Source organism: Kaistella flava (ex Peng et al. 2021) (assembly GCF_015191005.1).
Lineage (GTDB): Bacteria > Bacteroidota > Bacteroidia > Flavobacteriales > Weeksellaceae > Kaistella > Kaistella flava.
In genome coordinates this window covers 2,562,965-2,577,901 of the sequence record NZ_CP040442.1, presented here as the reverse complement: position 1 = coordinate 2,577,901, position 14,937 = coordinate 2,562,965, and the positions used below count along the sequence as shown (strand labels likewise).

Sequence of the window (14,937 nt, the reverse complement as noted above, 5' to 3'; positions counted from 1 at the left end):
AATTTGCATCTTCAGTACGATTTCGGAAAAGTCCCGAAATCGCTTTTCCGTTTTATAATAGGACTCTTTTTAAGTCCAGTTTTTACCTTCAGAATAGGATATGCAGTTAAAAAACATCACAGAAACATTTCTTCCCCAACTTCTTCATTTAGAATTTGGAAAAGAATTGTTTACACAACTCGATCAAAATAAACATCTTGCTGTAAAGTCATTTGCAGGTTCTTCTCCTGCAGTAATTGCGGCAGAATTATTTTTGATTAAAAAGAAATCGCTTCTATTTTTGACCGATGATAAAGAGGACGCTTTATATATCACTGCAGAATTAGAAGATTTATTGGGCAAAGAAAATGTACTTTATTTTCCACCAACTCATTTGGAACCTTATCAGATTGAGAAAACTCAAAATGCCAATTTGGTTTTAAGAACCGAAGTTTTGAATAGAATTCACAACGATAAAAAGCCAAGAGTCATGATTGCGCCATTTGCATCTTTGGCGGAAAAGGTGATGAAGAAGGATGATTTTAAAGCGATTTCTCATACCATTAAAACTGGCGATCAACTGGATTTTAATTTTACTGAAGAATTGCTTCATCAGTTTAATTTTAATCATACCGATTTTGTTTCTGAACCTGGCGAATTTTCTGTGAGAGGTGGAATTGTGGATGTTTTTTCTTATTCTAATGAAGAACCTTACCGAATTACTTTTTTTGGAAATGAAGTCGACAGCATCAAAACTTTTGATATTGAAACTCAACTTTCAAAAGAAAAGGTAAAGGAATTTCAGTTGGTTTCTAATATGAATTTTTCTGCGCAGGGAACAAAAGTTTCTTTGTTTGATCTCGCACCGAAGGATTTAGTTGTAGTTACGAAAAATGCATTTGTTGGTTTTAATTTTATTAAAAGTTTCTACGAAAAAGCAGAAGTGAAATTCGGAACTTTAGGGACGGAAATTAGACATCTCCCGCCAAATGAACTTTTTGTTTCTGAAGATGATTTCAGCAAAGACATTAATAAATTTGAATGGATCGATTTTACTTTGCAAGAAGTGAAAGGGAGCGATGCTGAAATTGTTCAACTGAATCAAAGTCCGCAACCGAGTTTTCATAAAAAGTTTGAACTTTTACTTGAAGATTTAGAAGAAAAACAAAATGATGGTTTCCAAACGTGGATTTCATTCTCCTCCGAAAAACAGAAAGAGCGATTAGAATCTATTTTTGAAGAATTAATTTCACAGCAATCTTCTTCAGATAATGACAATGATTCAAAAGATTTTGCAGAGAAGAAATCAAAATTTTTATTTAAGTCTTTTAAATCTGAACTTCACGAGGGTTTTGTGGATTTAGACCATAAAATTTCCGTTTATACCGATCACCAGATTTTTGACCGTTACCAAAGATTCAAAGCCAAAAACTCTTTTGCAAAATCAGAGCAGATTACACTGAAAGATTTAATGCAAATGAAAGTCGGCGATTATATCACACACATCGACCACGGAATTGGGAAATTTATGGGTTTGGTCAAAGTGAATAATAACGGAAAAGTTCAGGAATGTTTTAAATTGACTTATAAAAATGGCGACTTATTATATGTAAGTATTCACTCATTAAATAAAATTTCAAAATATAATGGTCCAGATGGACGTGAGATTGTTTTATCAAAACTGGGTTCTCCTGCCTGGAAAGCTTTAAAACAGAAAACAAAAGCCAAAGTAAAACAGATTGCTTTTGACTTAATTCGTTTATATGCACAACGGAAAACGGCGAAAGGATTTGCCTTCACACCCGATTCTTATTTGCAAAATGAACTGGAAGCGAGCTTTATTTATGAAGATACGCCCGATCAGGAAAAAGCGACGGTTGATGTAAAAGCGGATATGGAAAACGATACCGTAATGGATCGTTTGATTTGTGGTGATGTAGGTTTCGGAAAAACAGAGATTGCGATTAGAGCAGCGTTTAAAGCAGCAACTGATGGAAAACAAGTGGCGATTTTAGTTCCTACGACGATTTTAGCTTTTCAACATTATCGAAGTTTTACAGAAAGGTTGAAAGATTTCCCGGTAACGATTTCTTATATGAATCGATTTCGAACTGCGAAACAAAAAGCCGAAACTTTAGAAGGATTGAAATCAGGAAAAATTGACATCGTAATTGGAACGCATCAATTGGTGGGAAGTTCGGTAAAATTTAAAGATTTAGGCCTTTTAATTATTGATGAAGAACATAAATTCGGTGTTTCCGTTAAGGACAAATTAAAAACGATAAAAAGTAACGTTGATACTTTAACATTGACTGCGACGCCAATTCCGAGAACTTTGCAGTTTTCATTAATGGCAGCGAGAGATTTGTCGGTTATTAAAACGCCACCGCCAAACCGTCAACCTGTTGATACGCAAATTGTTGGTTTTGATGAGGAAATGATTCGCGATGCAATTTCGTATGAACTTCAAAGAGACGGACAGGTTTATTTTATTAATAATAGAATTGAAAATCTGAAAGATATTGCTGGCTTAATTCAACGCTTAGTTCCTGATGCGAAAGTAATTACAGGCCACGGACAAATGGATGGAAAGCAATTGGAGCGAAATGTTCTGGATTTTATGGAAGGGAAATATGACGTTTTGGTTTCTACCACCATTATCGAAAGTGGAGTAGATGTTCCGAATGCGAACACGATTTTTATTAATGATGCACAGCGTTTTGGAATGGCAGATGTTCACCAGATGCGCGGCCGTGTCGGTCGAAGTAATCGAAAAGCATTTTGTTTTCTGATTACGCCGCCGTTTGATATGGTTACTAATGATGCCCGAAAAAGACTGGAAGCGATTGAACAGTTTTCCGATTTGGGAAGCGGTTTTCAGATTGCGATGAAGGATTTAGAAATTCGTGGCGCCGGAGATTTATTAGGCGGTGAACAAAGTGGTTTTATTAATGAAATGGGATTTGATACGTATCAGAAAATCATGCAGGAAGCTTTGGAGGAACTTCAGAACGATGAGGAATTCGAAGATTTATTTGATAATGAAGAAGACCGTAAAAAACTTTTTAAATCGACCAAAGAAGTAAATATTGATACGGATTTAGAATTAATGTTGCCTGATTCTTATGTTCAAAGTATTGAGGAAAGATTGTCATTATATCAAAAATTAGCAGAGATTGAAAGCAAAGAGGATTTGCATAAATTAGAACTGGAATTGATCGACCGTTTCGGAGAATTACCTTCCGAAGCGATTAATCTTTTGAAATCGGTAGAACTGAAATGGATTGCAGCCGATATTGGTTTTGATAAAATCGTGGTGAAGAATGGAGTTTTTCTCGGTTATTTCCCGCCTAATCCTCAGGATAAGTTTTATCAAAGTGAAAAATTCAGGAACATTATTTCTTATTTATCGAAGAATCCAAGAGAAGCTACTTTAAAAGAGAAAACCAGTAAAGAAGGAAATCAACTCATGATGCGTAAAGAGAATGTACAGAATGTTGATGAGGTGAATTCTGTTTTGGAAAGGATTTTGGGGAAATAAACCGTCTTCTCAAAATTTCTAAAAAAAGAGTACTTTTGCTAAAATTAATTTTAATAATGAAAAAAGTTTTAAATATTTTCGTCCTTATATTCAGCTTGGTGATTTTGTTTTCCTGCGAACCGGGTCGTGATGAAAATGGCGATTTACTTTTCGGAGTTGAACAACCAAATCAAAATGGTGGCGGTGGAACAACTGGAGTAGTAAAGCATTTGAAATCTGTTACGTCAAAAGATGATAGCGGTGAAACTGTTACTTTTAATTATACTTATTTACTGGGGAAATTGGTCAATGTGAAAGCAAGTGATAATTCTGTTTCTTACAATTTGACTTATGATAATAACAATATTAATAAAATAGCAATCGTACAGAATGATGGTTCGATTACCACTACCAATTTTACAATTACTTATAATAATGGAAAATTTGTTGAAGCAAAAGGAGTTGGTACAGAAGACACTGGAAACTCTTTTAAAAACACTATCACTGCAAATTATACCAATAATAAAATAACAAAGATTTTATCAAAAATGGTAGGTGTTGACAGCGCTGATCCAAATGTTTTGTACGATATGTTTACGCTTCAGAGTGATGTTACTTATACAGGAAGTAATATTTCCACATGGAAATTTTCCACGATATTTCCTGCAACTCCGCCGATTACCATTCCGCCCATTGTCATTTCTACTACATTTAGCGATTATGACAACAAAATAAATCCCTTTAATACGTTGCCTGAAGCTTATAATATAGTAAGCTCGCTCTATGGATTTGATAATTCTGCGGTGACTGGTTTTTCAGCCAACAATTATAGAAAAATTGCGGTTAATGGCCAATCGGTGACTTATACCTATACTTATGATGCAGATGGTTATCCAACAAAAGCAGTTGCCTCTGGTAATCTTGGTACTCTAACTTTCGTATACCAATAAAACTTTAACATGAAATACCTAATTGTAGGTCTAGGAAATAAAGGCGAAGAATATACTGAAACCCGGCATAACGTCGGGTTTAAAGTTGCTGAAAAAATTGCCGAAACTATTGAGGCACCTTTTAAATCATCGAACTTTGGTTTGCTTGCTGAAGGGAAATATAAAGGCAGAAAAGTATTGATTCTGAAACCTGACACTTATATGAATCTTTCAGGAAATGCCGTGAAATTCTGGCTTCAGAAAGAAAATATTCCCGTAGAAAACTTGATGATTGTTACCGACGATTTGTCATTGCCATTCGGAACTTTAAGAATGAAAATGAAAGGTTCAGACGCTGGACATAATGGTTTAAAAAGTATTCAGGAACAACTTCAAACGCAGAGTTACCCTCGATTAAGATTTGGGATTTCTGCAGAATTCAGCGAAGGAAAACAAGTCGATTACGTTCTCGGAAAATGGGAAGGTGAAGAAAAAGAAAAACTTCCCGAAAGAATCGAGAAGTTTTCTAAAGCGTGTTTGTCTTTTGTATTTGCTGGAATTCAGAATGCCATGACGACATTTAACGGAAAATAAATTTACTGCTTTCTGAAAATTTACTGCATATTTTTATTATTCTTTTTGCTCATCACCCAATTAGAATTGGTTAAGTTATAAATTTTCTGAATGTCTTTCAGGATGTTCTCAAAGTCGATTTCTAAATCGATTATTTTCCCTGTTTTCATATCGAAAACCAAACCGTGAACAATCGGATATTCATCAACCAAATATTCTTCCTGTACACAAGCCATTTTAATAACGTTAATGCATTGTTCCTGCACATTCAGTTCTACCAATCGGTCGTAGCGTTTTTGTTCGTCGTCAATTGCGTCTAACTCTGCTTGATGCAAACGATAAATATCACGAATTGTTCGCAACCACGGATTCAAAAGACCCATGTCTTCCGGAGTCATCGCAGCTTTAATTCCACCACATCCGTAATGTCCGCAAACGATGATATGTTTTACCTGAAGATGTTCAACGGCATACTGAATCACTGCCGTGGCGCTCATATCTAATGTATTTACGACATTAGCGATGTTTCGATGAACAAAGAGTTCGCCTGGTTTCATTCCCATCATTTCCTCGGCAGAAACTCTGCTGTCTGAACAACCGATATAGAGAAAATCCGGATTTTGGGTGGCAGAAAGAGTTTTGAAAAAATCGGGATTTTCAGCCAGTTGAGCTTCCATCCATTTTTTATTATTCTCAAATATAAGGTTGTATGATTTTTTCATTGACTATAATTTGGTTAAGGTTTTCTTGCTAATTTCTGATTTTTTTACGGTGTAAAATTAAGCGCTAGAATTGAAATATAAAAAATTTCAGGCGAAATATTTCTGTTAAATTTTAGCCAATCTTATGATTAATGTAACCTGAAGTCGCATTTTCATTAAGGGTGAAAGTAGCTGGATTTCCTATAGCAACAGCGTTTGACGGAATGTCAAAGTTCACGTAAGCATTCGGTGCAATCAAAACATTATTTCCGATTTTGATATTTCCGACGATGACGGCATTTGGGCCAATCCACACTTCATCTCCAATTTCGGGAACGCCTTCATTTTTTCCACGGTTGGCTTGAGCGATGGTTACGCCTTGAGCAATATTACAGTTTCTACCGATTTTCGCTTTTGGATTAATGACCAAAGCTCCCCAATGTCCGAGATATAAACCTTCACCGATTTGCGTTTCGGGATAAATTTGAAAACCGTATTTAATCTGATAATGTCGTAAAATCACTCGCCATACTTTTCCTAATAAAGTATGTTTAGGATGTTTCTGAGTCGTTCTTAAAAGATAAATAAAATGCAAGTTAGGACTAAAGAATTTCTTCCATATTTGAAAGGTAGAAAGCCATTTTCCGCTTTCGCGATAAAAATCTTTTTGAAGAGTAGAATAATTTGACATATATACAAAGATAAAATAAAACTGATTTATAAATCATCAATAATTTTAACGATTGATTTCACGGAATTCTCCAGATTAAATGGCATTTTGTAATCCTTTAAATTCTGTTCATACTTTTCGAAGCTTTCAGGGTTTTCGAGGGCTTTTTTCATTCCTTCATAAATTCCATCTTCTGAATTCTCTGTGATTAATCCCAGTTTCCCCTCTTCTAACATTTCCCTAACGCCGGAAACATCAGTTGCAATAATTTTCTTTTTTAAAGTAATTGCTTCAAATAAAACAGTCGGAAAACCTTCATATCTGGAACTTAAAATATAGAAATCTACTTTCTTAAAATAAGGATATGGATTATCGGTAAAACCTAAAAGAGTAGCCGTTTTCGAAACACCTAATTCGTCTTTCAATTTTTTAATGTTTTCAAAATCGTAACCATTGCCAAGAATGAGAACTTTATGATTTAAACCTTCATCCAAAAGTCGTTTGTGAACTTTCAATAATCGGTCAAATCCTTTTTGTGGAAAAACTGTTCCAACAGAAATAAAGGTTTTTACCGTTTCATCAAATTGATAATCTTGAACTACAGAATCTGATTTTGATAAAATTTCTTCCGTATCTAAAGGATTATAGATTCTTGCAATTTTCTGTTTTTCCTTTTCAGTTTTTGCTAAAGTTGTGAAATCCTTTTGAATTTTTTCTGAAATAGTCATGATTTTATCAAAGCCAAAAAACTTTCGAAACTCTTCATCCGTGTAATTATGGAATTCAGTTTTCTTTAAATCATTATGAATCCAAATCAATTTTTTTGATGATTTTAAAGGAGAGTTTAATATTTCATCCCGCATTCCGTGAATCGCTGCAAACTCAATATCATATTTTTTTCCTTTTAAAATAAATTGATAAAGTAGTTGAGGAAACATCTTCAAAACCTTTTGATAGAAAACCCGAAAACCTTTTACCGGCAAATCCTGAAGGCGATTGGTCGTAATCATTTCTCCTTTATTCAAATACAAAACATTGATCCAATTGGGAACTTCCGGTAAATATTTTCCTGAATATAAGTTCAATAAAAGATCGATTTCATATTTGTCTTTCGGTAAGTTTTTCAGAAAAGTCACCAAAACTTTTTCTGCACCGCCATGGCGCAAAGAACCGATTCTGATGAGGATTTTCTTTTTCAAACTATTGTGTTTCTACAAAGATAATAAAGCGGGTCAGTTAAGAAGAGTAATCCGTATATTTAATTTTAAAATTACATTAAATGAAAAAACGTCTTGAAAATATTACCAAAATGGAAAACATTCTGAACCGCACCGACGAACTTATTTCAGAAATGGAAAAATTACTCGAAAAGTGGGATCAGAATCAGTACGATTTTAACGAACTTATGAATTATTATACTAGTGAAGAAAGGGGAAAAGACCTGGAAGACGACCGGTTGAAAATTATTCCGCAAGATTTACCGCGTGGTGTTTTAAGTGAGGATGCCGTTTTTGACACTTATGGGAACAGAAAAGATCTTTTAATTAAAATGATCAAATTGGGAGTCGCAGGTCTGGAGTAATCTTTAAGAGTTTATTTACCAATTTTCAGATTTGCTTTTTTTGCAACTTATTTTACGGGTTTGTAATTGTGAGGGAGATTTTCTTTAATATACGCATCCAGATTTGGTCGAATGTCTTCTAGTTCACGTGGATACATCACGTTGTTCTTCAATGCTTTATCGCCGTATTCTTCAATCGTACAAATGAATTTCGCGGGAGTTCCTGCAAAAACAGAATTTGATGGAGTAGAAGAATTGAGTACAGAACCCGCGCCCAGAATACAATTATCGCCCATTTCAACACCAGGAAGAATCGTACAGTTATTTCCGATGAAGCAGTTTTTGCCGATTTTTATTCGTCCGAAATTTCTGGCATCGCGATATTTCTCCATCGAGCGAATCACATACATTGCGCCATCATGATTGATGAAGGTACAGTTTGCCGTAATTTTTGTTCGATCTCCTATTTCAATTAAGTACGGTTCTGACCCAAACTTTGGAGCTTCAATAAACACTACATCTTTTCCGACTTTCAATCCGCGGGATTTACAGATTTCGATGTATGCTTTATCGCGTAACTCCAAGCAAATAGTGTTAATTTTTAGAATGATTCTGTAGAAGATATTCATTGCAAATAATTATGAATTAAATTTAGTCAAATAAGCTATTTATTTGCTCGAAAATTTTAGTATTTTTATTAAATAATTTTTCTTTAATATTTTTGTTACCACTATTTTTTTCTCGTTCTAAAGCCCATTTCATAGCATTATATACATTATCCTCCCCAGGTGAAAATAAAATACCATGGTCCTTCGAATCTATCATTTCCGAAATTCCACCAACATTTGTAGATAAAACATAAGTATTTAACAGAAGCGCTTCTGCTATTACCAAAGGATAGCCTTCACTGTAGGAAGGTAGAACGAAAAATTGAGCTTTTTTGATGTAAGGAAAAGGATTATCATGATAACCAGCTAAAATAAAGCTATCCTCAACGTGGTTTGCCGAAATTATTTGTTTTAACTCGGTTTTTTGACTTCCCTCTCCAATAAGTAAAGTTTTAATAGAGTAACCCTCTCGGATTAGACGTATATGAGCATTTAGTAAATCTTTAAACCCCTTTTGATAAAATAGTCTTCCTAAGGAAATGAAATCAATTTTACCATAATCAAAAAGTTCATTTAGTTCTGATTTCTTAAATATTTCTTCGATGGGCATAGGATTATGGATAACCTGCGAATTTGGTAAATGTACTTTCCAAGTTTTTTCCACAATATTTTTAGAGAAATAAGAAACGAAAACACCCGCAGAAAATCGTTTCATTTTATTAATGATCTGAATGTTATCATCAAACGAAAAACCTGAATTTCTTAAATCTCCATGGTACCAAAATACCTTCTTGCTTTCTCGATTAGGACTGTTTAATATGTCATCATACATGTAATGACTAAATGCAACCTCAATATCCAAATTTAAAAGGTCATGCTTTTTGTAAAACCAAGTGGGATTCTTCTGAAAAATATAGTATTTAATTCTTCTGAGCGTTTTTTGAGTAAAATGGATAATCTTATTTTTAGATAAACTATCTACACCTTTTCCAATACTTAAGATCCTAATTTCCTTAGGTATTCGATCTAAAAATTCCCCCTGATAATAATTTAGAAGCAAGGTAATATCGTATTTTGACTTATCTAAATGAGTTAAGATAGTGAGTAAAACATTTTCAGTTCCACCCATTTCCATGGAACGATTGCGAAATAAAACTTTCTTTTTCTTTGAACCTCCTTCCATCTATAATTCTTCCATTACTATGTCTAAGTTTCTATACTGCTGCTTAAATACTGGTAATTTATCGGTTTTCTGAACTGCTAAATTAGTTAATATATTTATGATTTTAGTTTAAAACTATAATCCGAATTTTTTCTTTAATTCTTCCCTGTATTTATCCTCATTATTTAATATTCGTTTTTTTATAGGTTCCCAGATTGCTCCGTACTTTAACTTTTTACGAACAAAGTCTTTGTTCCCATGATAGAGGCCATAGCGTGGAATAGATAATAAATTATCATTTTTAGCTAAGTTTTTGAATTCAAATGAGAAAGAATATTCTACTTCAGCCTCTCGCAAAAATTTTATTTCTCTTTTACCAAAGTCCAAATTTACGCTTCCGTTTGGATAAGCAAAAGTAGTTACTCTTCTATTAAGCAATTCTCCTAATACAATGATTGATTTTTTGATTTCAAGTTCGGACGTCAAATCATTCTCATTGGCCAAAATAGGATGATTCATTGTATGAGCACCTATGTCGAAAACGCCAGATCTTTCTAATTCTAATAATTGATTTAGTGTGATATATTGACCGCACTTTGTGGGCTCATAGTATTTTTCCTGGTATAATTTAATAATTTCCCAATTTTGACTTAAGCTCAAAACTTTCATTAGTGAGCGCGGGTAAATATCATTGAGGCTCTCGCGTTTGATGTTCAAAATCTCCCCAATACAATTAAGTAATTTCTCTTTATCATAATCACTACTTTCAGAATACCAAAAATTAGTTTTTTCTTGAATTATCTTGGGTGAAACAAAAATTGATGCTGTTAATCCTCTTTCTTTTAAAATTGGATAAATCAAAGAATACGTCGAACTATGGCCATCATCCACAGTCAGATGAGTGATGTTTTTTGACGTAACTTTTCCTTTGTAGAAGTTCTGAATTTCTTCAAATGGTATAACTTCGTAGAGGTCTTGTATCACATCAAGAGTTTCTTCAAACCATGTACGGTCGTGAACATCGTGAAAGTTAATAATCTTCGCCATAGTTAGGTGTTTCTGTATTTTTTTAATGTAGTAATTAACAACATGCAAACTTACTTTTAACTATGAAAGATTGGGTACAATTTATCTTGATAACATTCTTTAGTTTAAACATAACCTTCATCATAATAAAAGCGACCCAGGTAATTATGCATATCTAAATCGCTGTCGGAAAAGCTGATGATAAAGTGATTGTGTTCTGCATCAGTTTCCTGATGTTCAAAAGGATAAGTCGTTAGCACTACTTCGTTTTTATAGCGTTCAAATTTCTTTTTATTTAGAAGGTCATTGCTGATTTTTTGAGTCGAAGTAATCAATACCCCAAATAAATTCATTTTCTTTCGGAGTGCTTCAACACTTTTTAATATGGAATAAAATTGGACGATATCCAAATTGTTAAATCGATAATCAACTACTTGCAACCAATTTACTCCTCTGTAAAAATGAGGTTTCACAACAAAATATGCCGCATTTCCTTCTGTTGTTTTCTCGGATTGATAGACGGAATAAGGCTTGGATTTATAAAAAAAACGCCAGTTGAAATAATCGCGATTCCTCAAGGATTCAATTACATTCTCATTCCAATTGAGTTGTGGTAATTCAAGTTCGGACGATCTGTTTATTTTTTTAAACTGCCCCACTTTATTTGGTAATTGGTATGAAGTAACCGCTTTTACTTTGACTTTAAAACCTCTCCAAATTAGGAACTTCAATTTACTAATTGGCGATGCCCACTTTATATAAAAACTTAGATAACCAATTTTTTTAGCGCCCATTTTTTGATGGATGATGGCTGATTTTGCAGAAAATCCAACTGCTATATAATAATCTCTTCCTAAATAATAGTTAGCGAGCTCCTTTCCTATTCCTTCTCCTCTGTTTTCTTCTAAGACAAAATAGTCTTGTCCCCAAAACGCTGGAATAATTTCTTCATTCAAAGAAAGCGGAACTGGCATCGTTAGCATTTGAGCGACATATTGTCTGTCTTTCTCAACACTATAGATAAAATCTTTTTCGGTCGATGCAAAAGGATTTTGGACAAATCGATAAATGTCATAATGCTGATGAGGTTTGCGTATTGAAAAACATTCATCGTTAAATTTGCTAATTGTATTCAACGAGAGAGTTTTCTTTTCTGAAAGTTTAAAGTATTCTAACACTTGAATTAATTAATTTTTAAATATCGTTTAACTTTCGAAATTAAATTATTTTCCGATTCAAAGATAATCTTTGATAAATTTGACTCTTGTGTTATTTTGTAATTCCCTATTTGCGTGATTTCTCTCCTTAAACATGTTTCATATAAAACTTTATTCCAGTTTTCAGTGAGTTTCTTTTTCTTAGACTTATCTTGTGAGATTCCTTTACTATGTAAACGATATAAATATAGAGGTTCTTCAATATATTGAAGTTTCCCCTTTTCATATATTTTTAAATACATGTCAAAATCTTCAGATAAAGCCAGAGTTTTATTAATCCCAACTGTATTTTGATAAATACTTTTCTTAAAAGTGAAAAAATGGGAAACTTCATTATTGATGTTGAAAAAAAAATTATTATTATTTTTAATTTTTCGGGTACGAGAATAAACGTTTAAAGGCTTCATATAATCGTCACACAAAATTATTTGCGAGTAAGTTGCACTGACACTATTATCTTTGGAATACTCTTCTAAACTTCTCTCGATAGCATTTTCAAATATAGAATCATCAGGATCTAAAAAGCCAAGTATTTCTCCATTTGCATTTTCTACACATTTTGCTTTAGTATAACCTACACCTTCATTTTTCAAATTGCGAAACAGTTTAATTTTCGAATCTTTGTGAGATAATAATTCAAGTTGCTTATATGAATTATCCGTAGAGCAGTCATCAACGATTACAATTTCAAAATTCTGAAAAGATTGATTTAAAATACTCTGATAGCATTCCTGAAAATATTTCCAGTTATTATAATTTGCAATAAGAATTGAAAATAGCATTTTTTATTTTTTTATTTCTGTTCAAAAATACGATATTAATTGTATTTCATTAGTCTTATGAAATAGGTCAATTTGGGAAGAACTCATCCGAAAAAATGGAGTTTCTATTTTTGATCGTATTAAAATTCGCTTACTTTGCAACTAATTAATAAATATAAATGCGCCAAGCCTTAGTTACAATCTCAATTCCACTCTTTAAATGTGAAGATTTTTTGGTAAAATGCTTGGATTCGGTAAGAAATCAGACCTACACTGATTTGGAAGTGACATTAATCAATGATCAAACTCCAGATAATAGTGTTGAAATTGCTGAAAAATATATCAAAGAATACCGTTTGAAAAATTGGAAAATTCTTCATTTAGAAAAAAATTCCGGTTTGTCGGTTGTTCGAAATAAGGGAATCGATACGGCAGAGGGTAAGTATCTTTTTTTTCTTGATAGTGATGATACGATTACTCCTAATTGTATTGAAACCTTAGTTGAAATTTCAGAAAGAACGGGTGCAGAAATGACAATCTCTCAGCTAGAATGCGAGCAACTGGAATCTGGCGAAAAATCAATTTGTATAAAAATACAATCTGAGAAGGAAATTATTACAGGAAACGATAAAATAATGAGTGCTTTTGCAAATTCCGAGTTGGTTACTTATGCCGTTAACAAATTATTTATTGTTGATTTTATTCGGAGAAATAAAATCAATTTTATCCCAGGACTATTTGCACAAGATGAGTTATGGACTTTTCATTTCATGTTGAAATTAAATAAAATTGCGATTCATAAAGGGATTACTTATACCTATTTTCTACATCAAAAATCAGTAATTCATAATCGTGATAAAAAGCATTTTGATAATTGGGCTACGATCATTGGCTATTTTGATGCGGCGTTGAAATCTGAAAATCATCAAGAAATCAAGGCTTTGATTCGAACACATATCATCAATTACAAAACCATGACGCTAATTATGAACTGGAAAGCTAAGAAAGAAGATTCCTCTTGGATATACAGTTTTAATCTTTACAAGAAATATCCTAATTTAAGATTTCGAGATTATTTCAGATCAAATTATACTTTTGAAACAAAGAAAAAAGCAGTTAAATTAGAACTTCCTACTTCCATCGCAATGCGACTTTTTAAATATATGTATTACCGGTAATTACTTTTTAATTTTATAAAATTGATTGAGTAAAGAAAAATTAGAAAGTAGAATTTGATTGTAAACTTTTGTAAAACCTCTGTAGGTTCCTAAGACTGTTTTTTTATCTAAACCGTCGAAAGCGCTTTTTAGTCTATTGTTATAAAATTCATTTTGTTCCGCTGAAAGCGTTGGTTTAAAGTGCTGATAAACTTTGATGGCATCGATAAAGTTTTTATAAGCAACGCTTTCAAAAATTGCTTTCCTACTTTCATATAAGTTGAGTTTTTTAGCAAAATCTCTCATGTAAAGATCTGTGGATACGATGTCTATTTTTTTTAAGTTAAAAGACTTCGCGGAAGAATTTAGAAAAATATAGTGGGTGTAAATTCCGTTGCAAGTTCCTATTTTATGAGCATATTGCAAAAGTTGTCGTTCTACAATTTCGTCTGCATTTAATAGTCGTTCTGTAAATCGAAACGAAACTTTCTTAAAGAGGTCTTTGCGATAAAAACCACGAAAATGAATATCATATCGGCCGATTGTTTTTTGAAGTGCGTCAGAACCTGTAATCAAATGAGACTTATATTCGTCGACATTTTCTAATAATTCATCCAAAGCGTAAATGTTTTTTATTTTACCATCGCTAAATACTGTTTTCACAGTCATTCCAACCATATCCAATTCTGGATTTTTTATAAATTCCTGAACTGCTTTTTCAACTGCATCGGAAGAAATAGAATCATCATGATCAAAAAGCATGATGTAAGCGCCAGTTGCAACATCTTGTCCTGCCGCTTTTGCATATTGTGCGGTTCCCTCATTTTCCTTATTGACGATTTTAATTCGATCGTCTTTTTTCTGATAGGTCAAAAGTTGATTTAGAGTATCATCTTTAGAACCATCATTTACACAAATGAATTCAATATTTCTATAAGATTGATTAAGAAGGGAGTCCATCGATTTATTGACAAAATCGCCCAGAGAAACTGAATTGTAAAAGGTGGTGATAATGCTGACTTGTGGATTCATATAATTGAGCTTTTATGCAAAGTATGATTGTTGAAAAATAG

The 14,937-nt window shown here is 32.9% G+C and carries 14 protein-coding genes; 5 read left to right on the top strand and 9 right to left on the bottom strand.

Going from position 1 to position 14,937, the window contains the following annotated elements; translation table 11 throughout:
- The first annotated feature begins 100 nt into the window (after window positions 1-100).
- From mfd to pth, 3 genes are read left to right on the top strand one after another with little or no spacing between them, the layout of a single operon-like run.
- A complete protein-coding gene (gene mfd, locus Q73A0000_RS11410) occupies window positions 101-3,520 on the top strand; it encodes a transcription-repair coupling factor (protein WP_193811069.1) in 3,420 nt (1,139 codons plus the stop codon).
- Window positions 3,521-3,576: 56 nt separating this feature from the next.
- Window positions 3,577-4,449, top strand: a complete 873-nt coding sequence (locus Q73A0000_RS11405) for a hypothetical protein (RefSeq protein WP_193811068.1) — start codon at window positions 3,577-3,579, stop codon at window positions 4,447-4,449.
- 9 nt (window positions 4,450-4,458) lie between these two features.
- The gene (gene pth / locus Q73A0000_RS11400) at window positions 4,459-5,022 is read left to right on the top strand and encodes an aminoacyl-tRNA hydrolase (RefSeq protein WP_193811067.1); all 564 of its coding nucleotides are present in this window, start codon (window positions 4,459-4,461) and stop codon (window positions 5,020-5,022) included.
- A gap of 20 nt (window positions 5,023-5,042) precedes the next feature.
- On the opposite strand, the gene Q73A0000_RS11395 is transcribed toward pth, so the two are convergent.
- From Q73A0000_RS11395 to Q73A0000_RS11385, 3 genes are all read right to left on the bottom strand, one after another.
- Window positions 5,043-5,723, bottom strand: a complete 681-nt coding sequence (locus Q73A0000_RS11395) for a carbonic anhydrase (RefSeq protein WP_193811066.1) — start codon at window positions 5,721-5,723, stop codon at window positions 5,043-5,045.
- Window positions 5,724-5,835: 112 nt separating this feature from the next.
- Window positions 5,836-6,393: a serine acetyltransferase gene (locus tag Q73A0000_RS11390; RefSeq protein WP_193811065.1), complete on the bottom strand. Its 558-nt coding sequence runs from the start codon at window positions 6,391-6,393 to the stop codon at window positions 5,836-5,838.
- A 26-nt stretch (window positions 6,394-6,419) separates the two neighbouring features.
- The gene (locus tag Q73A0000_RS11385; protein WP_193811064.1) at window positions 6,420-7,571 is read right to left on the bottom strand and encodes a glycosyltransferase; all 1,152 of its coding nucleotides are present in this window, start codon (window positions 7,569-7,571) and stop codon (window positions 6,420-6,422) included.
- Between the two features lie 80 nt (window positions 7,572-7,651).
- Here Q73A0000_RS11385 and Q73A0000_RS11380 point away from each other — a divergent pair, with 80 nt between their 5' ends.
- Entirely contained in the window at window positions 7,652-7,954 is a 303-nt protein-coding gene (locus Q73A0000_RS11380; protein ID WP_193811063.1) for a DUF4298 domain-containing protein, read from the top strand.
- Between the two features lie 47 nt (window positions 7,955-8,001).
- On the opposite strand, the gene Q73A0000_RS11375 is transcribed toward Q73A0000_RS11380, so the two are convergent.
- The 5 genes from Q73A0000_RS11375 to Q73A0000_RS11355 all read right to left on the bottom strand — a co-directional run bounded on the left by Q73A0000_RS11375 (window position 8,002) and on the right by Q73A0000_RS11355 (window position 12,728).
- Entirely contained in the window at window positions 8,002-8,562 is a 561-nt protein-coding gene (locus Q73A0000_RS11375) for an acyltransferase (RefSeq protein ID WP_193811062.1), read from the bottom strand.
- 22 nt (window positions 8,563-8,584) lie between these two features.
- Window positions 8,585-9,724, bottom strand: coding sequence for a glycosyltransferase (locus Q73A0000_RS11370; protein WP_193811061.1), 1,140 nt, complete (start codon window positions 9,722-9,724; stop codon window positions 8,585-8,587).
- Between the two features lie 114 nt (window positions 9,725-9,838).
- Window positions 9,839-10,750, bottom strand: a complete 912-nt coding sequence (locus Q73A0000_RS11365) for a polysaccharide deacetylase family protein (protein WP_193811059.1) — start codon at window positions 10,748-10,750, stop codon at window positions 9,839-9,841.
- A 104-nt stretch (window positions 10,751-10,854) separates the two neighbouring features.
- Window positions 10,855-11,865, bottom strand: a complete 1,011-nt coding sequence (locus tag Q73A0000_RS11360; RefSeq protein ID WP_193811058.1) for a hypothetical protein — start codon at window positions 11,863-11,865, stop codon at window positions 10,855-10,857.
- A gap of 47 nt (window positions 11,866-11,912) precedes the next feature.
- Complete coding sequence (locus Q73A0000_RS11355; RefSeq protein ID WP_193811057.1) at window positions 11,913-12,728, bottom strand: glycosyltransferase family 2 protein; 816 nt, start codon at window positions 12,726-12,728, stop codon at window positions 11,913-11,915.
- A gap of 158 nt (window positions 12,729-12,886) precedes the next feature.
- On the opposite strand from Q73A0000_RS11355, the gene Q73A0000_RS11350 reads away from it, so the two are divergent.
- A complete protein-coding gene (locus Q73A0000_RS11350) occupies window positions 12,887-13,885 on the top strand; it encodes a glycosyltransferase (RefSeq protein WP_193811056.1) in 999 nt (332 codons plus the stop codon).
- Here the strand turns inward: Q73A0000_RS11350 and Q73A0000_RS11345 are convergent, their stop codons facing one another.
- A complete protein-coding gene (locus tag Q73A0000_RS11345) occupies window positions 13,886-14,896 on the bottom strand; it encodes a glycosyltransferase family 2 protein (RefSeq protein WP_193811054.1) in 1,011 nt (336 codons plus the stop codon).
- Window positions 14,897-14,937 lie beyond the last annotated feature (41 nt).

Coding starts and splice junctions, on each gene's coding strand:
- Q73A0000_RS11345 (WP_193811054.1), bottom strand. CDS start 14,896: ATGAATCCACAAGTCAGCATTATCACCACCTTTTACAATTCAGTTTCT.
- Q73A0000_RS11395 (WP_193811066.1), bottom strand. CDS start 5,723: ATGAAAAAATCATACAACCTTATATTTGAGAATAATAAAAAATGGATG.
- Q73A0000_RS11405 (WP_193811068.1), top strand. CDS start 3,577: ATGAAAAAAGTTTTAAATATTTTCGTCCTTATATTCAGCTTGGTGATT.
- Q73A0000_RS11350 (WP_193811056.1), top strand. CDS start 12,887: ATGCGCCAAGCCTTAGTTACAATCTCAATTCCACTCTTTAAATGTGAA.
- pth (WP_193811067.1), top strand. CDS start 4,459: ATGAAATACCTAATTGTAGGTCTAGGAAATAAAGGCGAAGAATATACT.
- Q73A0000_RS11390 (WP_193811065.1), bottom strand. CDS start 6,393: ATGTCAAATTATTCTACTCTTCAAAAAGATTTTTATCGCGAAAGCGGA.
- Q73A0000_RS11375 (WP_193811062.1), bottom strand. CDS start 8,562: ATGAATATCTTCTACAGAATCATTCTAAAAATTAACACTATTTGCTTG.
- Q73A0000_RS11380 (WP_193811063.1), top strand. CDS start 7,652: ATGAAAAAACGTCTTGAAAATATTACCAAAATGGAAAACATTCTGAAC.
- Q73A0000_RS11365 (WP_193811059.1), bottom strand. CDS start 10,750: ATGGCGAAGATTATTAACTTTCACGATGTTCACGACCGTACATGGTTT.
- mfd (WP_193811069.1), top strand. CDS start 101: ATGCAGTTAAAAAACATCACAGAAACATTTCTTCCCCAACTTCTTCAT.
- Q73A0000_RS11370 (WP_193811061.1), bottom strand. CDS start 9,724: ATGGAAGGAGGTTCAAAGAAAAAGAAAGTTTTATTTCGCAATCGTTCC.
- Q73A0000_RS11355 (WP_193811057.1), bottom strand. CDS start 12,728: ATGCTATTTTCAATTCTTATTGCAAATTATAATAACTGGAAATATTTT.